The sequence below is a fragment of the Xanthomonas bromi genome (assembly GCF_900092025.1).
Lineage (GTDB): Bacteria > Pseudomonadota > Gammaproteobacteria > Xanthomonadales > Xanthomonadaceae > Xanthomonas > Xanthomonas bromi.
Map to the genome: position 1 here is coordinate 1 of NZ_FLTX01000042.1, position 23,225 is coordinate 23,225.

The 23,225-nt window shown below is 63.9% G+C and carries 21 protein-coding genes, 1 other RNA gene and 3 pseudogenes; 21 read left to right on the forward strand and 4 right to left on the reverse strand.

Annotation, left to right across the window (positions count from 1 at the left end; all coding sequences use genetic code 11):
• Nucleotides 1-925: EndoU domain-containing protein (locus XBLMG947_RS21675; RefSeq protein WP_167352030.1), on the forward strand; the 925-nt coding region annotated here is incomplete at its 5' end.
• On the forward strand, nt 922-1,236 hold the full coding sequence (locus XBLMG947_RS13925) for a hypothetical protein (RefSeq protein WP_065469268.1): 315 nt from the start codon (nt 922-924) through the stop codon (nt 1,234-1,236). The genes XBLMG947_RS21675 and XBLMG947_RS13925, both read left to right, overlap by 4 nt.
• An 88-nt stretch (nt 1,237-1,324) precedes the next feature.
• Here the strand turns inward: XBLMG947_RS13925 and XBLMG947_RS23685 are convergent.
• A pseudogene (locus tag XBLMG947_RS23685) lies at nt 1,325-1,450 on the reverse strand (IS256 family transposase); the annotation flags it as partial.
• Between the two features lie 510 nt (nt 1,451-1,960).
• Between XBLMG947_RS23685 and XBLMG947_RS13930 the strand changes: the two are divergent.
• The 5 genes and pseudogenes from XBLMG947_RS13930 to XBLMG947_RS13945 all read left to right on the forward strand — a co-directional run.
• Nucleotides 1,961-2,255, forward strand: a pseudogene (locus XBLMG947_RS13930) (integrase core domain-containing protein); the annotation flags it as partial.
• A gap of 95 nt (nt 2,256-2,350) precedes the next feature.
• On the forward strand, nt 2,351-2,851 hold the full coding sequence (locus XBLMG947_RS13935) for a TspO/MBR family protein (protein ID WP_065469269.1): 501 nt from the start codon (nt 2,351-2,353) through the stop codon (nt 2,849-2,851).
• Nucleotides 2,852-3,299: 448 nt separating this feature from the next.
• On the forward strand, nt 3,300-3,446 hold the full coding sequence (locus XBLMG947_RS23200; RefSeq protein ID WP_167352032.1) for a hypothetical protein: 147 nt from the start codon (nt 3,300-3,302) through the stop codon (nt 3,444-3,446).
• Between the two features lie 94 nt (nt 3,447-3,540).
• Nucleotides 3,541-6,048: a bifunctional aspartate kinase/homoserine dehydrogenase I gene (gene thrA, locus XBLMG947_RS13940; protein ID WP_065469270.1), complete on the forward strand. Its 2,508-nt coding sequence runs from the start codon at nt 3,541-3,543 to the stop codon at nt 6,046-6,048.
• A 74-nt stretch (nt 6,049-6,122) separates the two neighbouring features.
• Nucleotides 6,123-7,043: a homoserine kinase gene (locus XBLMG947_RS13945; RefSeq protein ID WP_065469327.1), complete on the forward strand. Its 921-nt coding sequence runs from the start codon at nt 6,123-6,125 to the stop codon at nt 7,041-7,043.
• A gap of 74 nt (nt 7,044-7,117) precedes the next feature.
• Here the strand turns inward: XBLMG947_RS13945 and XBLMG947_RS13950 are convergent, their stop codons facing one another.
• On the reverse strand, nt 7,118-7,432 hold the full coding sequence (locus tag XBLMG947_RS13950; RefSeq protein ID WP_065469328.1) for an EthD family reductase: 315 nt from the start codon (nt 7,430-7,432) through the stop codon (nt 7,118-7,120).
• Between the two features lie 161 nt (nt 7,433-7,593).
• On the opposite strand from XBLMG947_RS13950, the gene thrC reads away from it, so the two are divergent.
• Both thrC and XBLMG947_RS13960 read left to right on the forward strand, forming a co-directional pair.
• Complete coding sequence (gene thrC, locus XBLMG947_RS13955) at nt 7,594-8,898, forward strand: threonine synthase (RefSeq protein ID WP_065469271.1); 1,305 nt, start codon at nt 7,594-7,596, stop codon at nt 8,896-8,898.
• 102 nt (nt 8,899-9,000) lie between these two features.
• On the forward strand, nt 9,001-9,732 hold the full coding sequence (locus XBLMG947_RS13960; protein WP_065469272.1) for a murein L,D-transpeptidase catalytic domain family protein: 732 nt from the start codon (nt 9,001-9,003) through the stop codon (nt 9,730-9,732).
• Nucleotides 9,733-9,923: 191 nt separating this feature from the next.
• Here XBLMG947_RS13960 and XBLMG947_RS13965 read toward each other — a convergent pair.
• Nucleotides 9,924-10,282, reverse strand: a pseudogene (locus tag XBLMG947_RS13965) (cyclic nucleotide-binding domain-containing protein); the annotation flags it as partial.
• Nucleotides 10,283-10,485: 203 nt separating this feature from the next.
• On the opposite strand from XBLMG947_RS13965, the gene hisS reads away from it, so the two are divergent.
• The 12 genes from hisS (at nt 10,486) to XBLMG947_RS14025 (ending at nt 21,730) form a co-directional block, all read left to right on the forward strand.
• The gene (gene hisS, locus XBLMG947_RS13970) at nt 10,486-11,922 is read left to right on the forward strand and encodes a histidine--tRNA ligase (RefSeq protein ID WP_065469273.1); all 1,437 of its coding nucleotides are present in this window, start codon (nt 10,486-10,488) and stop codon (nt 11,920-11,922) included.
• A gap of 200 nt (nt 11,923-12,122) precedes the next feature.
• Complete coding sequence (locus XBLMG947_RS13975) at nt 12,123-12,449, forward strand: YerC/YecD family TrpR-related protein (protein WP_065469274.1); 327 nt, start codon at nt 12,123-12,125, stop codon at nt 12,447-12,449.
• Nucleotides 12,450-12,458: 9 nt separating this feature from the next.
• Nucleotides 12,459-13,373, forward strand: a complete 915-nt coding sequence (gene hisG, locus XBLMG947_RS13980) for an ATP phosphoribosyltransferase (RefSeq protein ID WP_065469275.1) — start codon at nt 12,459-12,461, stop codon at nt 13,371-13,373.
• Nucleotides 13,370-14,665 (forward strand): histidinol dehydrogenase, encoded by a 1,296-nt coding sequence (hisD, locus tag XBLMG947_RS13985; RefSeq protein WP_065469276.1) that lies wholly within the window; start codon nt 13,370-13,372, stop codon nt 14,663-14,665. The genes hisG and hisD overlap by 4 nt, the downstream gene beginning before the upstream one ends.
• Nucleotides 14,662-15,753 (forward strand): histidinol-phosphate transaminase, encoded by a 1,092-nt coding sequence (gene hisC / locus XBLMG947_RS13990; RefSeq protein WP_065469277.1) that lies wholly within the window; start codon nt 14,662-14,664, stop codon nt 15,751-15,753. The genes hisD and hisC overlap by 4 nt, the downstream gene beginning before the upstream one ends.
• Entirely contained in the window at nt 15,750-16,877 is a 1,128-nt protein-coding gene (gene hisB / locus XBLMG947_RS13995; protein WP_065469278.1) for a bifunctional histidinol-phosphatase/imidazoleglycerol-phosphate dehydratase HisB, read from the forward strand. The genes hisC and hisB overlap by 4 nt, the downstream gene beginning before the upstream one ends.
• On the forward strand, nt 16,874-17,476 hold the full coding sequence (gene hisH, locus XBLMG947_RS14000) for an imidazole glycerol phosphate synthase subunit HisH (RefSeq protein WP_065469279.1): 603 nt from the start codon (nt 16,874-16,876) through the stop codon (nt 17,474-17,476). Before hisB ends, hisH begins: the two co-directional genes overlap by 4 nt.
• Nucleotides 17,473-18,207, forward strand: coding sequence for a 1-(5-phosphoribosyl)-5-[(5-phosphoribosylamino)methylideneamino]imidazole-4-carboxamide isomerase (gene hisA, locus XBLMG947_RS14005; protein WP_065469280.1), 735 nt, complete (start codon nt 17,473-17,475; stop codon nt 18,205-18,207). Before hisH ends, hisA begins: the two co-directional genes overlap by 4 nt.
• Complete coding sequence (gene hisF, locus XBLMG947_RS14010) at nt 18,201-18,977, forward strand: imidazole glycerol phosphate synthase subunit HisF (RefSeq protein ID WP_065469281.1); 777 nt, start codon at nt 18,201-18,203, stop codon at nt 18,975-18,977. The genes hisA and hisF overlap by 7 nt, the downstream gene beginning before the upstream one ends.
• Nucleotides 18,967-19,587, forward strand: a complete 621-nt coding sequence (hisIE, locus tag XBLMG947_RS14015; RefSeq protein WP_065469282.1) for a bifunctional phosphoribosyl-AMP cyclohydrolase/phosphoribosyl-ATP diphosphatase HisIE — start codon at nt 18,967-18,969, stop codon at nt 19,585-19,587. The genes hisF and hisIE overlap by 11 nt, the downstream gene beginning before the upstream one ends.
• A 313-nt stretch (nt 19,588-19,900) precedes the next feature.
• Nucleotides 19,901-21,487, forward strand: coding sequence for a calcineurin-like phosphoesterase C-terminal domain-containing protein (locus tag XBLMG947_RS14020; protein WP_065469283.1), 1,587 nt, complete (start codon nt 19,901-19,903; stop codon nt 21,485-21,487).
• A 168-nt stretch (nt 21,488-21,655) separates the two neighbouring features.
• Nucleotides 21,656-21,730, forward strand: a non-coding RNA gene (locus XBLMG947_RS14025) — sX9 sRNA.
• Nucleotides 21,731-21,994: 264 nt separating this feature from the next.
• Here the strand turns inward: XBLMG947_RS14025 and XBLMG947_RS14030 are convergent.
• Entirely contained in the window at nt 21,995-23,071 is a 1,077-nt protein-coding gene (locus XBLMG947_RS14030; RefSeq protein WP_065469284.1) for a C13 family peptidase, read from the reverse strand.
• Nucleotides 23,072-23,225 lie beyond the last annotated feature (154 nt).

Sequence of the window (23,225 nt, forward strand, 5' to 3'; positions counted from 1 at the left end):
CCTTAGTGCGGATCAACAAAATGAGGTAATCAAAAGGATCCCGACAGGTACCGTCACTGTATTGATTGGGGAAACAGAAGGGACATCCGTCTCTGATAATTTGCGAATCCGGGATGCTGTGGGCTCCCATGCAGCGGGCTCGACTTCCTCAAGCGGAGTAGCGTCAGATAACGAGAGTTTGCGATTCAAGGGCGCCAGAGTTGTATTCGATCTAGCGATTGCAGGCGGAGAAAAAGTCGAGCAATTCAAGAACTTTCTTGGTCCTAAGATGGCCGAGACTACTGCTCTTGTGCTAATGGCAGCAGCCGGTGATCCGGTCAAAACGCTTGGTAGTGTGCTTCTGGGGGCGACCCCAATAAATCGTTACATAGATGAAAAAAAGGAGAGTTTATTAGTTCAGCCGCTTTCGCCATTTGTAGGTTCAGCAGTTTTCGGTGCCGAAACCGATCGCGATCAGCAAGCGGTGCATCCGGCGAGCCATGCGACTAGCTCGATGCTTATCGATACACTGTTGTCGTCACTTGGTGTCTTGGGAACTAAGGCCGGCGCGATTGGGGTTATTAAAAGTAGCGACGGATTCTCGGGTTTAGTAAAAGATGCAGAAGAGCATGTATCTCTTCTAGATCCGAAAGCAACTACTCATATTCTGGGTGGGGATGGACCTACTTCTGGCGGGCATAGGTTTGGTGTGGGAAAGCCTGGGAAATCTGAGTTCCCTTCCAGTTGGAGTGACTCTAAAGTAGAGCATGCTATTTCTGATGTCGCCACAGATCCGAGTGTTAAATGGTCTGTGCCGGATAAGCGTGGATATGTGCCGGGTGCGGCAACCAGGGATGGAGTGGACATAAAAGTTGTTTACGACACAAAAAATGGGAAAATTGTAACTGGGTATCCCACCAATACACCAAAGAATCCAAAGCCATGAATTTTTATGCTGAATTAGTTGAGAAAAATCTACTTTACATTATTGATGAGCTGGCTGGGCAGGCAGCGGTTAGATCCGAATTTTCGCATGATGAGATGACTTTATGTGATCAAATAAAACAGATGACGGAATGGGTCGAAGATGCGGGTGAATACGGTTTGGCTTATGAAAATATTGTTTGTTTGCTAGAAGAGTGTTCGTTCTTTTTGCGAGGGCTTAGTGCTGTTAAGTTGTTGGAACTAGGTCTCATCTTTGGATTCAAAACGGATATGGATAAAGATAGAATATTTGATAGGCGGGGAGCGGTGTAAATATTGCGTCAAATCTCAGGGGCGGAGGTGATTAAGCGGAACACCGCTCTGGCCAGGTTTGTCAAACGAACTGTGTAACCGATTTTCATCACAGCGCCCCCAGTGGCACTCGTTCCTCGCTGCACATCAACCGGAAGCTCTGCAACGCCGGTTTCAAGTGGTGGATACTTTTCCAGTTCTTTGACGCTTCCCAGATCGCCATAAACAGCGCCTTCCAAAGACCGGGGTCAGGTGCAATTAATAGGTCAATCTGACCCTGCAGTTTGCAGGTCGCTTCAATGGCGGCGCGGACAGAACCCGTGTTGCAACCGGCACTGCCGGTGACGCAGGCGCTCAGGACGGAGCTAATACGCAGGACGCCACACTCGCCACGTCCGCGGCATCGTCAAGATGTCGGTCGCACCGGTGATGTCCGGTAAGAACGGGGCCAGGTTTAGTTAATAAGTCTAAAGAACGGTTTCATGTGTAATTAATAAATCAATCTGACCCTGCGTTCGGCCGAAGGCAACGCGTGTTGCTGGCCAGCAAAGACATACTGTTCGACGTTGCGCACAACATCCAGTCCAGCGGCAATGCCAGCACTGGCAAGGGCTGGGGCTTCAACAATGCCGCCGGCTTGCCGTACGGCAACTACAACCAGCAAGGCATCGGCAACGGCCAGACCGACACCATCACCGGCACCCAGTTGTCAGTGGGCGGCAACGCCAGCCTGACCACCACGCAGGGCGACATCTTCGTGACGTTGGCCTTAGCTGAGTGGGCCGAGCGCAAGGGGATTGCCCTGGAATTCATAGAGCCGGGGCGTCCGATGCAAAACGTTTCATCGAACGCTTCAACGGCAGCTGCAGGCGCGGCGTGCTGGACATGCATTCTTCCGCATGCTAAGCGAGGTCCGCCAACAGACCGAAACTGGCTGGCCAATTACAACCGCCGGGTCCCGCACGACAGCTTAGGCGGACTAACTAACGCTCGCCGAGTTCCGCGATCAACATCAACCGCTGACCTCTAAACCAGCCTGAGAGTTCCCCCGGCTCTGCCGGGGAGGCAGTAGAAGTCACGGCTTGCACAGATGCTTTGGCAGGCTGGCGAGCATTGATAACTCGCCACAACTCTCATGACGCACTGTCTGTCAAAAAAATCGCAGTGGTTCGGCCTTCTCGGCTGGCTGGCGCTGTGCTATTCAATCGCCGGGCTGGGCGCGGCGGCATCGATTCAGGCGGCCAGCTTTTACGCGGAGCTACAGCGTCCTGTCTGGGCGCCGCCGGGGTGGTTGTTCGGGCCGGTGTGGATGGTGTTGTATGGAATGATGGCGGTGTCCGTCTGGTTGATATGGCGCCGTGGAGGATGGGCTGATGCGCACGTGGCATTGATGCTGTTCGTCATGCAGCTGGCGCTCAATGGTTTGTGGAGCTGGCTGTTCTTTGCATGGCACATGGGAGCCTGGGCGTTTGCCGACATCGTGGCGCTGTGGCTGGTGCTGGCGGCTACGATCGCGGCATTCGTGAAGAGGCAAACGCTGGCGGCGTGGTTGCTGGTGCCGTATCTGGCATGGGTGAGCTTTGCGTTGGCGCTTAATTCCTCGGTCTGGCAACTCAATCCTCAGGTGCTCGGCTGATCCTGGGGTGTTACGCAGATGGTTTGCAGGATCGGCCTTGTCTGTCGGCGCGGAATACAGGACGACGATCATCTGAGTGGTGCGACGACAATCCGCTGTGGGAAGCGGCATGTCGGCAGTGGCAAGGGGCAGGGTGTTCAGAGGTAATGACGGCCTCTGAGCCGCCTCGCATGTCCGCGCTGACCAGACAGGTGCACACGCGTAGATGGACGCCAACCGTGGATGGGCGCAAACGATGCGAGTTAAAGCTTTCCCTTCGCGCCAAGGCGCTGGGAGGTCTTCGAAAGCTGCGCACGGGGGGGCGCCGAGGTCGCCATAAAAGTTTCCATAGCAATCAATTACTTGCGAGTGCAGCGCCTAAATCCCTGAGCAGCAAGGTTTTCTGTTCGGTATCCCGAGTGCGTGCGGCTGCCCATTCACGCAACGCTTGACAGGCCTCGCCCCGCTGATGTCTTTTGCACGCATGGATAACGCCTCCGCCACCGTTTCGCTTCTCTTCCAGCCGCTGTCGCGGGCCGGTGCGGGCGTGGCCGGCATTACCACCATCATGATTACCGCCACCATTCGCCCGGTGCGGTCCGTCGTCTTCGCGTAACTTCCGAAAACAACGGCCCCGCACCCGGATCAGGATGCGGGGGCTTCCCTCTCTCATCCGATGCGGACGGGGCCTCCCCCAACGAGGTCTTTCGATGTCATCGCCTGCTGTTTCGTTCGAACCCGCTGCTGTTCTCGCGTCCTCTGCGCGCACCGTCGTGCACAAATTCGGCGGCACCTCGGTGGCCGATGCCGAGCGTTATCGCCATGTGGCGCAGTTGCTGCTTGCACGCGACGAGACGGTGCAGGTCACCGTGGTGTCGGCGATGAAAGGCGTGACCGATGCATTGATCGAGCTGGCCGAACTGGCGGCCAAGGGGCGCCCCGAATGGCGCGAGCGTTGGCATGAAACGCGTGCACGCCATCGCGCTGCGGCGGTGGCCTTGCTCGGTGAGCATTCCGGGCCGACGGTGGAGTGGCTGGACGAACGTTTCGAGCATCTGTCGCAGATCCTCGGCGCATTGGCAGTGATCGGCGAATTGCCGCGCGAGGTGCTCGACCGCGTGCAGGGGCTGGGCGAGGTGTATTCGGCGCAGTTGCTGGGCGATCACTTCCGCGCGATCGGCGAAGATTGCGCAGTGCTGGACGCGCGCGACGTGCTGATGGTCAACCGCGGCGAGCTGGGTGTGGATGTGGACTGGGATGTCAGCGCGCAGCGTCTTGCCACCTGGCGACAAGCGCATCCGCAAACACGCGTGGTGGTCACCGGGTTCGTGGCGCGCGACCGCGCCGACCGCATCACCACGCTGGGCCGCAACGGCAGCGATTATTCGGGTGCGATCTTCGCGGCCTTGTTCGATGCCGACGAGCTGCATATCTGGACCGATGTGGATGGTGTGCTGTCAGCCGACCCGCGCGTGGTGCCCGAAGCGGTGCAGCTGGAAACGCTGAGCTATGACGAGGCTTGCGAGCTGGCGTATTTCGGCGCGAAGGTGGTGCATCCGCAGACCATGTCGCCAGCAATCGAACGCGGTTTGCCGATCATCATCCGCAACACCTTCCAGCCGGAACATCCTGGTACGCGCATCACAGCCAGCAGTGCAGTGAGTGGGCCGATCAAGGGGCTGACACTGAGCCCGGATCTGGCCGTACTGAATCTGGAAGGCACCGGCCTGATCGGTGTGCCTGGCACGGCCGAACGCGTGTTTGCAGCGCTGCGCACGGCGCAGGTATCGGTGGTGATGATTTCGCAGGGTTCGTCGGAGCATTCGATCTGCTGCGTGGTCAAACAACACGAGTCCGAGCGCGCACGCAATGCGCTGTTGCAGGTGTTTGCGCATGAACTCACAGTCGGTCAGGTGCAGCGCGTGCAGCTGACCACCGGCATCAGCGTGCTGGCGGCTGTGGGCGATGGCATGGCCGGGCAGCCGGGCGTGGCAGCGCGGCTGTTCGAATCGTTGCGGCGTGCGCAGGTCAATATCCTGGCCATTGCGCAGGGTTCGTCCGAACGCAACATCTCGGTGGCCATCGATGCGGCGCATGCCACCAAGGCGTTGCGCGCGGCGCATGCCGGTTTCTGGCTGTCGCCGCAGACGTTCTCTGTGGGCGTGATCGGGCCGGGGAATGTCGGCGCGGCGTTGCTGGATCAACTACGCATTGCGCAACCGCAATTGCTGGGCAAGGCCAATCTGGATCTGCGTCTGCGTGCGGTGGTGTCGCGTAGTCGCATGCTGCTGGACGAACGCGGCCTGGTCGGCGACTGGCGCGAAGCGTTTGCATCGGCTACTACGCGCACCGATCTGGAGCGCTTCACCACGCATCTGCTGTCTGCGCATCTGCCGCATGCGGTCATCATCGATTGCAGTGGCAGCGCCGAAGTAGCCGACCGCTATGCGGGCTGGCTGGCAGCTGGCATCCATGTGGTGACGCCGAACAAACAGGCCGGTTCCGGCCCGTTGGCACGCTACGAGGCCATCCGCTCAGCAGCCGATGCCAGCGGCGCGCGCTTCCGTTACGAAGCCACCGTGGGCGCCGGCTTGCCGGTGATCACCACGCTGCGCGACCTGGTCGATACCGGCGATGCAGTCACCTCGATCGAAGGCATCTTCTCCGGCACACTGGCGTGGTTGTTCAACAAATACGACGGCAGCGTGCCATTCGCCGAACTGGTGACGCAGGCCCGCGGCATGGGCTACACGGAGCCCGATCCGCGTGATGATCTGTCCGGCGTGGATGTGGCGCGCAAGCTGGTGATCCTGGCGCGCGAAGCCGGCCGCGCGATCAGTCTGGAAGACGTGCAGGTGGAAAGCCTGGTGCCCGAGGCACTGCGTCAGTCCAGCGTGGACGATTTCATGGCGCGCTTGCCCGAGGTCGATGCTGCCTTTGCGCAGCGTCTGGCCAAAGCGCGTGCGGCGGGCAACGTGTTGCGCTATGTCGCGCAGTTGCCGCCGGATCGCGCGCCCAGCGTGGGCCTGGTGGAACTGCCGGCCGATCACGCGTTCGCTAATTTGCGTCTGACCGACAACGTGGTGCAATTCACCACGCGCCGCTACTGCGAGAATCCGTTGGTGGTGCAGGGACCGGGCGCGGGGCCGGAAGTGACCGCAGCAGGGGTGTTCGCCGATCTGCTGCGCGTGGCGGCAGGCGAGGGCGCGCGGCTGTGACGCAGACAGTGACAGACCAGCCGCCTGCGACGCCTGCGCACGAGCGTGATCGTGCTTCTCTCGGCAGACATGGTCTGCACGAAGCACGCGCCTTCGCGCCGGCATCGGTTGCAAACGTCGCCGTGGGATTCGACCTGCTCGGCTACCCGATCGATGGCGTCGGCGACACCGTCACCGTGCGCCGCATCGAAGCGCCGGTGGTGCGCATTGCTGCGATTCGCGGCACGACCGTGACGCTGCCACTGGATGCCGAACGCAATACCGCCGGCGCTGCGTTGATGTCGCTGCGCACCACCTTGCAGCTGCCTTACGGCTTTGAGATCGAGATCGACAAAGGCATTGCGTTGAGCTCGGGCATGGGGGGGTCTGCTGCGTCGTGCGTGGCGGCGTTGGTCGCGGCAAATGCGCTGCTGGCGTCGCCGCTGGATCACCACCAGCTCTATCAACACGCGCTCGATGGCGAAGCGGTGGCCAGCGGCAGCCGACACGGCGACAACCTGGGGCCGCTGTTTTTGGGCGGTCTGGTGCTGTGCACGCTGGAACATCTGGTACCGATCGCAGTCCCGGCAGCGTGGCATAGTCTGCTGGTGCATCCGGATGCCGTGCTGGAAACGCGGCGTGCGCGCGAAGCCCTGGCCGGGAACTATCAATTACGCGAGTTCGTCGCGCAGAGCACCAATCTGGCGCTGGTGCTGGCCGGTTGCCATGCCGGCGATGCGGACTTGGTACGCGCAGGCTTGCGCGATGTGCTGATCGAACCGCGTCGCGCCCCATTGATCGCCGGCTTTGCAGAGGCCAAGCGGGCAGCGCTGGACCATGGTGCACTGGGCTCCAGCATTTCCGGCGCCGGGCCAAGTGTGTTCGCGTGGTTCGAATCGCGCGCCGCAGCAGACGCTGCGGCACCTGCGGTGCAGGCCGGGTTTGCTGCCGCGGGTGTCGATAGCCAGGCCTGGGTCTCGCCGATCGCAAGTCCTGCAGCACGGTTGCTCGGATGAATCGGTGCTCACGTAACGACAATGCGCCGCAGGCAGCGAGCAGCAGGTCTGGCTTGCAACGCGCCGCTTGCGATTCAGTCGACGACGACTTCGCTGATCTGCATCACTGGGCTCAGGTCGGTGTAGTTGGGGATGTCGCCCAGGATCTCCGCCGCGTGCGGGCCGAAGCCGGCATTGAAGGTCTCGACCGACTCGCAAAAGATGTGGCACATGCCGATGAACGCAGGGAGGCTGCCGGCGTCGGCGCCGCTGATGCCTTTGTCCACGGTGTACTTCAAACAGGCCGCCCCCATGCGCGCGCTCACCAGCGGCATGTGCCGGTCGCGGTAGTAGGTGTGGTCGAAACGGGCGCCGTCGCGGTAGGGGTACATCACGCTGACCTTGATCATCTGCCGACTCCACGGAAAGGTGGGCGCAGCATAGCCCTGCGCCATCGACCGTGGGTAACCATTCGGCGGCATGCCCTCGCGCCGCGACACCCGGCCACGCCATACGCCGCACGCGTGGTCATGGGCACCGCCCAGCCTTCGCTTTCTCTGGAGTCACGCTGATGTTTATTTCCACCCGTGGCGGGGCGCCCGCCGCCAGCCTGAGTCAGGCCATCGCCGCCGGGCTGGCGCCCGATGGTGGCCTGTACGTGCCGCAGATCCTGCCGCCCGCCCGTACGCTTGTGGCGGGCGACGACCTGGCCGCCACCGCCACCGCGCTGTTGCAGCCGTTTTTCGAGGGCGATGCATTGGCGGCAGAGCTGCCTGCCATCTGCGCTGAAGCCTTCGATTTCCCGGTGCCGTTGGTGGCGCTGGGTACGCCGAGTGATTACGCGCTGGAGCTGTTCCATGGCCCCACCGCCGCGTTCAAGGATTTCGGCGCGCGCTTTCTGGCCGCCTGCCTGACGCGCTTGTGCCGTGCCGAAGACCGCCCGCTCACCATCCTGGTCGCCACCTCCGGCGATACCGGCGCCGCTGTGGCCGCTGCGTTTCATCGCCAGCCCGGCCTGCGCGTGGTGGTGCTGTATCCGGACGGCCGTGTGTCGCCGCGCCAGGCGCACCAGCTGGGTTGTTTCGGCGACAACATCCAGGCCTTGCGCGTGGCCGGCTCGTTCGACGATTGCCAGGCGATGGTCAAGCAGGCGTTGAACGACGCGGCGTTGCAGGCGCAGGTGCCGCTGAGTTCGGCCAACAGCATCAGCTTGGGACGGCTGCTGCCGCAGATGAGTTACTACGCGCATGCCGCCCTGCAGCACCATGCAGCGTCGGGCGACGTGCTCAATCTGGTGGTGCCCACCGGCAATCTGGGCAACGGGCTGGCGGCGATCATTGCGCGTGCGCTCGGGGTGCCGTTGGGCCGCATCGCGCTGGCGTCCAACGCCAATCATGTATTGCCGGACTATTTCGCCGGCGACGCTTACGCACCGCAGCCCAGTGTTGCCACGTTGGCCAATGCGATGGATGTCGGCGCGCCGAGCAATTTCGAGCGGCTGCGTTGGCTCTACAACGGCGACGATGCGGCCTTGCGTGAGGAATTCCGTGCGTTGTCGGTGGACGATGCGGCGATTCGCCACACTGTGCAGCAGCGCTTCGCGCGCTACGGCGAGGTGCATTGCCCGCATACCGCGACTGCGGTGCACGTGCTTGCGCAACTGCGTGCCGAAGGTGCAGAGGGCGGCAGCGGCGACTGGGCGGTGGCGGCGACGGCGCATCCGGCCAAGTTCGAAGGCGTGGTGGAACCGTTGATCGGCCGGACGGTGGAGGTTCCGCCGGCGCTGGCGGCGCTGCTGCAGCGTCCAGCGCATGCCGAGGCCTTGGCGCCGGACTACGCGGCCTTCCGGCAGCGTCTGCTTGCCGATGCGGCCTGACCCAACGCGTTCAGCCACCCGGGGTTGGAAAGTGGCTCGCATGGGGCTATCTCTAGGCAGGTGCGGTCCCACTGTGGCGCCGCGTCCGCTGTGGGTTGTTGCATGTCTTATCGAATGATCGCCGTTGCCGCCGCGTTGTGCGCGTGGGCAGCGGCTGATGCGGCCAGTGCGGCCGGTGCCTTGTCTGCTTCTAAGGCCTCACCACGTGTGGGCCTGATCGAGGCGCTGGCGCGTCAGGCGCCGTCGCTGGACCGCCAGGTGTTGGCCCTGGCCACTGAGGCGTTGCAGTGCGCCCGCCAGCGCCAGCAGGTGGGTGCCGAACGGGTGCTCAGCGTCATCGACTACAGCCGTCCTTCGACCGAGCGCCGGCTATGGGTGTTCGATCTGGACAAGCAACGTCTGTTATTCAAGGAATGGGTCGCGCACGGGCGCAATACCGGCGAGAACCTGGCGGCGAAGTTTTCCAATAACGACGGCAGCTTCCAGTCCAGCCTGGGCGCATTCACTGCGCAGGAGTCGTATACCGGCCAAAACGGGTATTCGCTGCGGCTCAAGGGCCTGGAGCCCGGTTTCAACGACCACGCGCGCGACCGGGCCATCGTCATTCACGGCGCGCCTTATGTCAGCGAAGCCATCATCCGCAGCCAGGGCCGGCTGGGCCGCAGCCTGGGCTGCCCGGCGGTGCGGCCAGCGGTGGCCAAGCAATTGATCGATACCTTGCGCGAAGGTGCGTTTGTGTTCGCCTACTACCCGGATCGTGCCTGGCTACGCCAATCGCAGTTATTGCGTGGCGGCTGCGGCGGCCCGGTGGCGCATGCGGTGGCCGGGCGCTGAGCGTGTGATGTGCGAAGCGCCAGCCGCAAGCGGCTGGTGAGCAGCTTGCGAACCCTGTTGTTGTCGGATTGCGGGTAAGCCACTGCGGATATCGGTCACTGGACGACTTGCACAGCTTAAAGCTTGGTTAACAAACAACCGAAGCGTCTATTCATCCAACCAACTGCCCGGGTAAGCGCGCACAGGCAGAGCAGCAGCTTGCGTTTCAGGTGTGGGTAAGCCCTCACGCCGCTGGCGCATCGGCGCAATTGACGTGCGGGCCACCCGGCTGTCGACGATGGCTTCGATAGCGTGGCGGTGCAGCGCGGTTTCGGTGAGCCCGACGTAGTCGTTTGGCAGCACGCAGCATGAAGCCGGTGGTCTGACTGCGGCCGTCGGCCAGTGTGCGCACCATGCGCAACGCAGCGGATGTCACCGTATAAACCTTGTGCCGGGTCTCGCCCGCGCGCACCAACGTGCTGCCAGGCACATGGGCCGCCGCGTGGGTTATCTGATCCAGCGCGTCCATTTCCTGCGCCGGCAGCGCCCTGACAATCGCCCGGCCGCGCACAGCGCAAAGCGCGCACTCGGAACTGGATGTGCGGCTGATGTATGCCGCGCCGGGCGCGTGGCATGGCGCGCTGGGGTCGGAAAGCTGCCGGTACATTGGCTACGCAGTGCTGGATGGCATGGAATGCTACGCCATGCGGTCAGCGCGGCCGCCCAGCCGGTAGAATCGCGTGTTCGCCACATTGTCCTGCAGGAGTTTCGCTCGTGATCAAGCCCCGTACGCCGCCCGGCATCATGGAATTGCTGCCGCGCGAGCAGATCGCGTTCCAGCGCATGCTGGACGTCATCCGCCGCAATTACGAGCGGTTCGGGTTCCTGCCGGTCGAAACCCCGGTGTTCGAGCTGTCCGACGTGCTGCTGACCAAATCCGGCGGCGAGACCGAGCGCCAGGTGTATTTCGTGCAGTCCACCGGTGCGTTGGCCAATGCGGCTGCCGCCGCCGACGAGGGTGACGAGATTGGCGGCCTGCCGGAGCTGGCGTTGCGCTTCGACCTGACCGTGCCGCTGGCGCGCTATGTCGCCGAGCACGAGCACGAGTTGAGCTTCCCGTTCCGTCGTTACCAGATGCAGCGCGTGTACCGCGGCGAGCGTGCGCAGCGCGGGCGTTTCCGCGAGTTCTACCAGTGCGATATCGATGTGATCGGCAAGGATGCGCTGAGCATCCGCTACGACGCCGAAGTGCTGGCGGTGATCCACGCGGTGTTCGCCGAACTGGGCATCGGCGATTTCAAGGTGCAGTTGAACAACCGCAAGTTGCTGCGTGGGTTCTTCGAAAGCCTGGGCGTGGCCGAGGGCGAACTGCAGCTGGCGGTGCTGCGCGAGGTCGACAAGATCGACAAGCGCGGCGCCGATTACGTGCGCGACACGCTGGTGGGCGAGGGCTTCAATATTGCCGCCGAGCAGGTGGCCAAGATCCTGGCGTTCGTGGCGGTGCGCTCAAGCGGCCACGCCGATGCGCTGGCGCAGTTGCAGGCGCTGGAAGCCTCGGTCGGCGCCAGCGCCACGCTGGGCGAGGGCATTGCCGAATTGCGCGAGGTGCTGGAACTGGTCAAGGCGCTGGGTGTGCCGGAAAGCGCGTACTGCCTGAATTTCTCGATCGCGCGCGGGCTGGATTACTACACCGGCACCGTCTACGAAACCACGCTCACCGATCATCCGCAGATCGGCTCGATCTGCTCGGGCGGCCGTTACGAGAGCCTGGCCAGCCACTACACCAAGTCCAAGCTGCCCGGCGTCGGCATCTCGATCGGCCTGACCCGGCTGTTCTGGCAGCTGCGCGAGGCCGGCCTGATCCAGGGCATCGCCGAAAGCAGCGTGCAGGCCATGGTCGCGCTGATGGACGAAACCCGCCTGGACGACGCGCTGGATATCGCGCGCCGCCTGCGTATCGGCGGCATCAACACCGAAGTGCAGATGGAGCCGAAGAAGGTCGGCAAGCAGTTCCAGTACGCCGCCCGCGCCGGCATCCGCTTTGTGGTGCTGGCCGGCGACGACGAGCTGGCGCGCGGTGTGGTGGCGGTGAAGGATCTGGTGCGCGAGCAGCAGTTCGATGTGCCGCGCGACGAGTTGGCGAGTACGCTGCAGGTTGAGCTGGAGCAGGCCAAGGCGATGTTGGTGGCCGGAGCCGGCACCGCCGATTGAGCGGATGGCGCGGCCAATAAGCTTGGCTAGGCGCGGCCGCGTGATCGCTGCGAAGACGAACCCACGGATGCCTGGCATCGGTGGGTTTTTGGTTTCCTGCCCGTCCGATCCGGAGTTTCGGCCTGAACCATTGGCGTCTCAGACCTTGTCGCCCACGCACGAATTGCGTTAATGTACTAACACGCTATTACATTAACGCAATGAAACAACGACCTGCCCCCCGCCAAATCACCGATGTCACCGCCTCGCTCAAGATGCTGGCCGATGCGCTGGCATGCCTGGACGAGCCCGGCTCGGTCGAGGCATTCCTGCGCGATCTGTGTACCCCGGCCGAGCTCGAAGCCATGGCCGACCGCTGGCGGGTGGTGCCGTTGCTCGTCAAGGGCGCGCCGTACCGCGAGATCCACGAGCTGACCCAGGTCAGCGTCACCACCATCGGGCGCGTCGCGCGCACGCTGGAACGCGGCGCCGGCGGCTATGCCGCGGCCCTGCGTGAGCAAGCCACGCGCCCTGTCGATTCCCACTGAGAGAACAAGATGAGTGCTTCCACGGCAGCGCCGGCACGTGACCGGTTGCGTATTGCCATCCAGAAAAACGGCCGCCTGGCCGAGCCGGCGCGCAGCCTGCTGGCCGCCTGCGGGCTGAGCTGGCGGCAGAGCCGCGACAAATTGTTCTGCTATGGCGAATCGCTGCCGGTGGACCTGCTGCTGGTGCGCGACGACGATATCCCCGGTCTGATCGCCGATGGCGTCTGCGACTTGGGCATCGTGGGCCAGAACGAGCTGGACGAGCAGGCATCGGCGCGTCGTCGCGCTGGCTTGCCGGCCGCGTACCACGCCGTGCGCGGGGTCGGTTTCGGCCAGTGCCGGCTGATGCTGGCCGTGCCGGAAGAATGGGATTGGCAGGGCGTGGCGCAGTTGGCGGGCAAGCGCATCGCCACCAGCTACCCGGCGATTCTGGCCGACTGGCTGGAACGGCAGGGGATCGATGCGGCGGTGGTGGAGCTCTCCGGTTCGGTGGAAATCGCGCCGCGCCTGGGCACCGCCGATCTGATCTGCGACCTGGTCTCCAGCGGCGCCACGCTGGCGGCCAACCAGCTCAAGCCGGTGGAGTTGGTGATGGAGAGCGAAGCCGTGCTGGCCGGCGCCGTGCGCGAGCCGGCCGATGCGCGCGCGGCCTTGTTGGCGATGCTGCTGCGGCGCATGGACGGCGTGCTCAAGCTGCGAGACAGCAAGCTGCTGATGTTTCGCGCCGAACACGGCAACGTGGACGCGCTGCGCCGCCTGCTACCCGATGCCGACTCGCTGGTGCAGCTGCCAGACGATGGCAACGGCGCGCTGCGGTTGCAGACCATGTGCCACGGCGCGGTGACCTGGCAACGGCTGGAAGAACTCGAACGCGCAGGTGCGCAAGGCTTGATGGTGTTGACGGTGGAGCGCTCGCTGGCATGAACATTCTCGACTGGTCCCAACTCGATGGCGCGTCGCGCACCGACGCATTGACGCGCCCGGTGCAGACCGTGGCGACGCAAACGCGCGACGCGGTCGCCGCACTGATTTCCGACGTACGCACGCGCGGCGACGTCGCATTGCGCGAGATCACCGCACGTTTCGACGGCGTGTCGCTGGACGACTTTGCAGTGAGCGCGGCCGAATGCGCCGCCGCCGAAGCCGCCGTGGCACCGGAACTGCGCCAGGCCATGCAGGATGCCGTGGCGCGGATCGAGACCTTTCACCGCGCCGGCATGAGCGAGGGTTATGCGGTGGAGACCGCGCCTGGCGTGGTGTGCGAAAAGATCGTGCGGCCGATCGGTCGCGTGGGTCTGTACGTGCCGGCCGGTAGCGCACCGTTGCCGTCGACCGCGTTGATGCTGGGCGTGCCGGCGCGTCTGGCCGGCTGCCGCGAGGTGGTGTTGTGCACGCCGCCGCGCAAGGATGGCAGCGTGGATCCGGCAGTGCTGGTGGCCGCGCAGCTGACCGGCGTGCGCCGCGTGTTCAAGCTTGGCGGCGCGCAGGCGATCGCCGCGATGGCCTACGGCACCGAGTCGGTGCCGAGCTGCGACAAATTGTTCGGGCCGGGCAACAGCTATGTCACCGAAGCCAAGCAGCAGGTGGCGCAGTCCGGCGCGGCAGCGATCGACATGCCGGCCGGCCCGTCGGAAGTATTGGTGATCGCCGATGCTGGCGCGCAACCGGCGTTCGTCGCTGCCGATCTACTATCGCAGGCCGAACACGGCCCCGATTCGCAGGTGTTGTTGCTGTCCGACAGCGACACGTTGATTGCCGCCGTGCAAGTTGAGTTGGATGCGCAACTGGCGCAGCTGTCGCGTGCCGACATCGCGCGGCAAGCGCTGGCGCAATCGTGCTTGATCAAGGTGCAGACGCTGGATGAGGCATTTGCGATCAGCAACCGTTATGCGCCCGAGCACCTGATTCTTGCGCTACGCGAACCGCGCGCATGGTTGAACCAGCTGGAAGCGGCCGGCTCGGTGTTTCTTGGCGATTACACGCCCGAAGCGCTCGGCGATTACTGCAGCGGCACCAACCATGTGCTGCCGACCAGCGGTGCGGCGCGTGCGTACAGCGGCGTCAGCGTGGCCAGCTTCCAGAACATGGTCAGCGTGCAGGCCGCGAGCAGGGCGGGTATCGCCGGCATCGGCGAATGCGCGTTGATTCTGGCGCGCGCCGAAGGATTGGACGCGCATGCCAACGCAGTGGCACTGCGCATGGGAGTGGCAGCATGAGCACCGCATCGATGCTGGAGCTGGTGCGCGAAGACCTGCGTGCATTTGCCGGCTATTCGTCGGCACGCACCAGCGCATTGCAGGGCGATGTGTGGCTCAACGCCAACGAGTCGGCCTGGAGCAATCCGGCCGACCCAAGCGCGAGTACGCGGCGCTATCCCGATCCGCAACCGAAGGGCCTGCGCAGCGCGCTTGCGGCGCTGTACGGTTGCGCACCGGAGCAGCTGTTGATCGGCCGCGGCAGCGATGAGGCGATCGATCTGCTGGTCCGCGGCTTGTGTGTGCCAGAGCGGGATGCGGTGCTGGTGACGCCGCCGGTATTCGGCATGTACGCCGTCTGCGCGCGGCTGCAAAACGCACCGCTGGTGGAAGTGCCGCTAAGCGATGGGCTCGACGGCTTCCACGCGGATATCCCGGCGATTGTGGCAACGGCGTTGGCTTCTAATGCCAAGCTGGTGTTTCTGTGCTCGCCTTCAAATCCTGCCGGTTCGGCGATCGCGCTGGACCAGATCGAACGCGCATTGCAGGCACTGCAGGGCAAGGCGCTGGTGGTGGTGGACGAGGCCTACGGCGAATTTTCGGATGTGCCTTCGGCCGTCGGCCTGCTGGCGCGCTACGACAATCTCGCGGTGCTGCGTACGCTCTCCAAGGCGCATGCGCTGGCGGCTGCGCGTATCGGCACCCTGATCGCCAACGCCGAGTTGATCGCCGTGCTGCGTCGCTGCCAGGCGCCGTATCCGGTGCCGACGCCGTGCGCGGCGATGGCCGAGCAGGCCTTGTCTGCGCCAGCGTTGGAGGTCACCCGCCTGCGGATCACCGAGGTGCGTAGTGAACGCGAGCGTGTCTACAAGGCGCTCGTGCAACTGGCTGGTGTGCGTCAGGTCTATCCCTCGCAAGGCAACTTCCTGCTGGTGCGGTTCGACGATGCCGAAGCCGCATTTCGGGCGCTGCTGAACGCCGGCGTGGTGGTGCGCGATCAACGCGCGGTGCCGCGCCTGTCCGATGCATTGCGCATCACCCTGGGCACGCATGACCAGAACGAGCGCGTGTTGAGCGCACTGCAACGCACGCAGGAGGCCGCGGCATGACTCCGATTCTTTTCGTCGACCGCGATGGCACGCTGATCGCCGAGCCGGCCGATTACCAGATCGACGCGTACGAAAAACTGCGCTTCGTCGATAACGTGATTCCGGCGATGCTCAAGCTGCGCGATGCCGGCTATCAGTTCGTCATCGTCACCAATCAGGATGGGCTGGGCAGCGAGAGCTTCTCACGCGCGTCCTTCGACGGTCCCAACAACCTGATGCTGCAGATCTTCGCCAGCCAGGGCATCGAATTCCGCGAAGTGCTGATCGATTGCAGCTGGCCGGCAGACAACGCACCCACGCGCAAGCCGGGTGTTGGCCTGATGGTGCCGTATCTGCAGGACCGCACCATCGACTGGGCGCGCTCGGCGATGGTCGGCGACCGCATCACCGATCTCCAGTTCGCGCAGAACCTCAATATCCGTGGGTTTCAGCTACGCACCGAGGAGTTCGGCGGCGAATGGGATTGGCCGGGCATCGCGCACGCGCTGGTCGATGCGCCTCGCCGCGCGGTGGTTCAGCGCAACACCAAGGAAACCAAGATCCGCGTCGAGTTGGATCTGGATCGCGTGGCCGAGCCGCAGACCGCCACCGGCCTGCCATTCTTCGACCACATGCTGGAACAGATCGGCAAGCATGGCGGTTTTGCGCTGGACATCCGTGCCGAAGGCGACCTGCATATCGATGAGCACCACACCATCGAGGACACCGGCCTGGCGCTGGGCCAGGCGCTGCGCGAAGCCCTGTGCAACAAGCGCGGTATTGGTCGCTACGGCTTCGATCCGGTCGAAAGCCCGTGGCTTGCGGCGGGCGAGGGTGCGCAGCATGGATTCACCCTGCCGATGGACGAAACCATCGCCAGCGCGGCGCTGGATTTCAGCGGCCGGCCTTACTTCGTGTTCGACGGCGAGTTCAAGCGCGAACGCGTGGGCGACATGCCGACCGAGCTGGTGCCGCATTTCTTCCGCTCGATCTGCGACGCATCGGGTTTGAACCTGCACCTGAGCGTGCGCGGCGAGAACGATCACCACAAGGTCGAGGCTTGCTTCAAGGCGCTCGCACGCGCCTTGCGCCAGGCGATCCGTCGCGAAGGCACGGCGCTGCCGTCGACCAAGGGCGCGCTATGACCGACCTTGCGCTGATCGATGCCGGTGGCGCCAACCTGGGCTCGGTGCGCTACGCATTGGAGCGGCTCGGCATCGAGGCGCGGCTGGTGCGCGATGCGACCGGTTTGCAGGGTGCCGATCGGGTGATCCTGCCCGGCGTGGGCGCCGCACCGGAAGCGATGAAACGGCTGCGCGCCCAGGGGTTGATCGAGCCGCTGCGCCAGTTGCAGGTGCCGTTGATCGGCATCTGCCTGGGCATGCAGCTGCTGTTCGAGCGCTCCGAAGAAGGCGATGTGGAATGTCTTGGCCTGTTGCCGGGCGTGGTACGCCACATGACGCCGGCGTTGGGCATCCGCGTGCCGCATATGGGCTGGAACCAATTGGTGCCGATGCGCGAGTCGGCACTGCTGGCCGGCCTGCCCGAGCGCGCCAGTGCCTATTTCGTCCATGGCTACGCCGCGCCGGTCACGCCGGATACGGTGGCCGCCTGCGACCACGGCGGCTTGTTCACGGCGGTGGTGCAGCAAGGCCTGCGCTGCGGCGCGCAGTTTCACCCGGAGCGCTCGGCCGACACCGGTGCCCGCATCCTGCGTAATTTTCTTGAAATGAGCTTCCCATGAGGTTTACCGTCTACCCGGCGCTGGATATCCGCAACGGCCGCGTGGTCCGCTTGTTGCAGGGCGATTACGCGCGCGAAACCCAGTATGGCGACGATGTGCTGCCGCGTGCGCAGGCGTTTGCCGATGCCGGCGCACAGTGGATGCATCTGGTGGATCTGGATGCAGCCAAGGCCGGTGGCTATACCTTGGCCAGCACGTTGGGCGAGATCGCGCGTGTTACCGGTTTGCAGGTGCAGACCGGCGGCGGCGTGCGGTCGCGCGATGATGTGGCGCGTCTCCTTGATGCAGGTGCGGCGCGCGTGGTGATCGGTTCGCTGGCAGTGCGTAAGAGCGACACCGTCATTGCATGGCTGCAGGAATTCGGTGCGGATCGCCTGACCATTGCGCTGGACACACGCCAGGATGCCGACGGCATCTGGCAGTTGCCGGTGCACGGCTGGACCGAAGCGGCCGAGGCCACGCTGGATCAATTGGCCGTGCGGTACGCACAGGCCGGCTTGCAGCATTTGCTGTGCACCGACATCGCACGCGATGGCATGTTGTCTGGGCCGAATATGGACCTGTACGCACATTTGCGTGTACTCACGCCGCAAGTGCAGGTGCAGGTTTCCGGTGGTGCGCGCAATCTGGCCGATGTCGCTGCTGCCAAGGCGGCAGGCTGTGCCGGCATCGTGCTCGGCAAGGCCTTGCTCGAAGGACATCTGCATCTCGAAGAGGCGCTGGCATGTTGAGCCGCCGCATCATTCCGTGCCTGGACGTGCGCGAAGGCCGCGTGGTCAAGGGCGTCAAGTTCCGCGATCACATCGACATGGGCGACATTGTCGAACTGGCATTGCGCTATCGCGCGCAAGGCGCCGACGAACTGGTGTTTTACGACATCGGTGCCAGCCCGGAAGGCCGTTCGGTCGACTACACCTGGGTCGAGCGCGTGGCGCGGCTGATCGATATTCCGTTCTGCGTGGCCGGTGGTATCGGCGATGTGGAAACGGCACGTGCGGTGTTGTACGCCGGAGCCGACAAAATTTCGATCAACTCGCCCGCGTTGGGCCGCCCACAATTGATCTCCGAGCTGGCCGATGCCTTCGGTGTGCAATGCGTGGTGGTCGGCATCGATTCGATTCGCGAGGACGATGGTCAGTGGCGCGTGCGCCGCTACACCGGCGACCCGGGCAAGACACAGGCGCTGCCGATGCGCACGCTGGACTGGGTGGCCGAAGCGCAGCGGCTGGGCGCCGGCGAAATCGTGCTCAATTGCATGGACAACGATGGCGTACGCCGCGGCTACGACATCGCCCAGCTGCGGCAGGTGCGCGGATTGTGCCGTGTGCCCTTGATCGCCTCCGGCGGTGCGGGCGAAATGCAGCACTTTGCCGACGTGTTCGACCAGGCCGATGTGGATGGCGCACTGGCGGCCAGCGTGTTCCATAGCGGCGCGATTCCGATTCCGGAACTCAAGCAATTCTTGCGTGCGCAACAGATCGAGGTACGCGATGGACAGTAACGAGGCAGCAACCGGCGATGCGCTCGCAGCGCTGGACTGGGGCAAGGGCGACGGCTTGTTGCCGGTGATCGTGCAGGACGCGGACAACTTGCGCGTGTTGATGCTGGGTTACATGAATGCCGAGGCGTTGGCCGTCACCCAGCAGCGCGGCGACGTCACCTTCTTCAGTCGCAGCAAGCAGCGCTTGTGGACCAAGGGCGAGAGCTCGGGGAATGTGTTGCGCGTTGTCTCCATCGAAGCCGACTGCGATGCCGATACATTGCTGGTGCAGGCGCGTCCGCACGGGCCAACCTGCCACCTGGGCCGCACCAGTTGTTTTCCGAGCGCGCCCGGTCAATTCCTCGGTAGCCTGGATGCCTTGATCGCCACACGCGAGCGCGATCGCCCGCATGGCAGTTACACCACCGAGCTGTTCGAGCAAGGCATCCGCCGCATCGCGCAGAAGGTGGGCGAGGAGGGCGTGGAAACCGCGCTGGCCGGTGTGGTGCAGGGCGATGCGGAATTGCTCGGCGAGTCGGCCGATTTGTTGTATCACCTGATCGTGTTGTTGCGTGCACGTGGGTTGGGACTTGGCGATGCGGTGGCGTTGCTGGAGTCGCGGCACAAGTAGCGCGGTTTGCCAGGCGTGCCGCTTACGCGACGGGGCGTTAGCGATGACGCTCAGTCGCGCGAGCGGTCGCTTTTGAAAATAACCAATAGCACCGAATGCGCAGTCGTCAGGTGGATGCGGGCAGCGCGCAAAACCCGAGCGCACGGCGTTACATGTTGATTCCAAGGGACGGCCGTGTCCGTCTGTCAGTGTGCGGAGCAAGCCGGCCGCTCTCAGCTGATTGGCCCTTGTGCCGGGATCTGTCGCGTTCGGTGTTCGGTCCTGCAGCGCGTCGGCAGGTACAATTTCCGCTGATCTTGGTGCGGGAAAATACATGCAGCTTCGCTTCGCTCTGTGGACTCTGGGTTTTCTCGCAGGCACAGCGCACGCGCGCGACGCCATCGTCGATGGCATCGTGTACGAAGAGCGCGACGGACGTGCCGGGCGCGGTGTCGATGAGCCGGGGGTTGCCGACGTGACTGTCTCCAACGGCGAGCAGCTGGTGCGTACCGACGCGCAAGGCCGCTACCGTTTACCGGTACGCGACGGACAGACGGTGTTCGTAATCAAACCGGGCGATCGTCGCTTTGTACCCGCAGTCGACGGCCTGCCCGCGTTCTGGCGCCACTACGCACCGGGTGGCTCTACCAAGCACACATACAGCGGCATCGCCGCGACCGGCCGGACCACGCGCAACTGGGATTTCGCGCTGACACCGCGCGCCAGTGCCGCAGCAGATGGCTTCCAGATGCTGGTATTTGCCGACAGCCAGACCGCCAGCCTTGCCGACGTGGGCTACTACCAGCGCGATATCGTGGCGCCGATCATCGGCAAGACCACCGCCAGCTTGGGCACGACGCTGGGCGATCTCGTCAGCGACGATCTGAGCCTGTATCCGGCCTTGAACAAAGTCACCACGCAGCTGGGCGTGCCGTGGTTCCATGTGCCGGGCAATCACGATCTTAATTTCGATGCAGACAACGATGTGCATTCGCTCGACAGCTGGCGCGCAGTCTACGGCCCGGACACCTATGCGGTGGAGGAAGCCAACGCCAGCTTCGTGTTTCTGGACGATGTGATCTACACGCCCGGCGGCAAGCCGGCCTATGTCGGCGGCCTGCGTGAGGACCAGTTCGTGTTTCTGCAGAGCTATCTGGCGCAGCTGCCGCGCGAGCGCCTGCTGGTGCTGGGAATGCATATCCCGTTGTTCGATGCGGCCCCGGGGCAGGAGACCTTCCGGCATGCCGATCGCCGCCGCCTGTTCGCATTGCTGAAAGAGTTTCCGCATGTGCTGGTGCTCAGCGGGCATAGCCACACCCAGCGTCAGGTGGATCATGGTGCGGACGAAGGTTGGCAAGGCGCACGCCCGCTGCACGAATACAACGTTGGTGCGGCCTGCGGTGCGTTCTGGTCGGGCGCCAAGGATGCCGACGGCATTCCCGACGCGACGATGAGCGACGGCACACCCAATGGCTATGCAGTGCTGCAGGTTGCCCCCGGCGGCGACTACACGCTGGCCTATCACGCCGCGCGCGCGGCCGATGATGCGCAGCTGCTGCTGCATGCGCCCAAGATGCTGCGCAAGGGCGCGTATGCGGCGTGGGGCATCTACGCCAATGTCTTCATGGGCCAGGACGACACCGTCGTGGAGATGCGCATCGACAACGGCGTCTGGCAGCCAATGAAGCGGGTAGAGCGCAGCGATCCGCGCGTGCTGGCAGAGAACGTGCGCGACGACGCGGCCGACGCGCTGCGCGGTTACGACCGCTCGCCAGAAGCCACGCCGTCCACGCATCTATGGCGCGGCGCATTGCCGACCACCCTGGAGGTGGGCGAACACACTGTCGAAGTACGCGCGCATCTGCCGACCGGGCAGTACAGCGCCAGCACTGCGTATCGCCTGCAAACCGCTGAGCCTTGATGCCGCTGCCAAATTGTCACCGGCAATGCCTGCTCCCACCGGGAGAAGGAGGGAGGATGCGGGGACGCGCCATGCCCGACATCATCCAATCGGTTGAGCACTTCGCGCCAAGAGAATCTCGATCGCGCCAAACGGCTGCGCTCGCCTTCAGGCCGGCTCGTAATGGGCATGGACCAATCGTCCACTCTGGTTCCTGTGCGCCGTCCATGCGCACCTGATGGCTGCTCGCTGAGGTTTGTCGCAGCGGTAGTGGCCTGCGTTCTCCTGACATCCAGACCGGGCGGCGTTGCTGCGGCATCGCAGCGTTGCATCGGCTGCGCCGCGTCATCCTGATCGCTACGAACACAAACGCCTCCACATGGGAGGCGCTTTGGTATCCGGGCTGGCAGGCGTTGGCGTGCTGGCGAAGATCGGTGCTGGCTGGCGAGTGGCTGGCTGGCCCGGCGAGTGTAACGATGGCGTGCCAGTGCTGACGAAATGAGAATTAGTCTCAGAATTCCACTGCGATTATCGAGTGGACGAGACAGGCACAGGCGGCGCCTTGGACGGTGAGCGCGCTGTTTCCGGTTCCTTTGTCCTCTTCTCCTCATCCACCGCTGGATTTGCGGGTCGGGTCGTTGAATCGACCTCTGGTTCCATCTCGGCATCCGCATCTACGGGTGGATACGGATATGCAATCGCCGGCCCCAGATGCAGGCCGGCACGCCAACGTGCCAGTACCGGCGCGATGCGCTTGCCCAGTGACTGTTGCGGCAATGAGGGCAGCTCGCCTTCCTGCTTTTCGCGTGCGGTGATGGCGGCTTTGGCGATCTCGAACGCAGCCAACGGATCGGCGCTCTGGTTCATCGCGTCGATCAACCACGCCTGCCCGAAGTAGGTGGCATTGGAGGTGTTGCCGCAGCCGAACGAGGGCCGGTCGGCACGCGCGGCGGTAAGGATCAGCGTCTGCGGTGAGCGCAGCGCAGGAATGAAGCCGCCTGAGTAGCAGGCCGACAGCACGATGATGCGATTGTCGATGCCGGCATCGTCCAGCGCCTGACGCAGATCCTGCGGGCTGATGAAATCCTCTTCCTTGTCGTCCACCTGCACATACAGGCTGTGGTCTTCGGTGCCGTGCGTGGTGACGAACAACAGCAGCGCGTCTTCCTTGCGATCCATGCGCTTGCCGATTGCGGCGAGCGTGTCGTACAGATTGTCGTAAGTGGCCAGCGGTGCGTATGGATGTTCGCCCAGATTGTCCGGGTTGTTGACCAGCGTGACCACGCGCCCGCGCGCATCGAACCGCTGCTCGAACAGCTGCTTGAGGTACAGCGTCTCGTTGCGGAACACATCGTCGCTGGCATCGCCGGCAAAGCCGAGCACATACAGGTCGGTGACGCCGGGGCGCTGCGGTTGCAACGCCTTCAATGCGTGCGCAAGCGCAGCCTGATCGACCGGATCCACTGCATCCTGGCTCGCTGCAGGCTGAGCCGGCAATGCAGCCCCAGCATCCGGATGGCAGCCGGCCATCAACGCGACCACGACGATCAGCAGTGCGAGTGGCCGCAGCAAGGCGTTTGATCCAGGAGGGAAATGCAGCGACATGAAGAACGCCGAGGCCGAGGGGAGGCGGGATACGTGTCCAAACGCATTGATCGCAACGCAGACGCTCATCCCGTCAGAGAGCAGAGAGGTGCGGCGCGCTCGCAGCCGTAACGGACACGAGGCTCACACCGCACTAGACAACGACGGCGCTCAC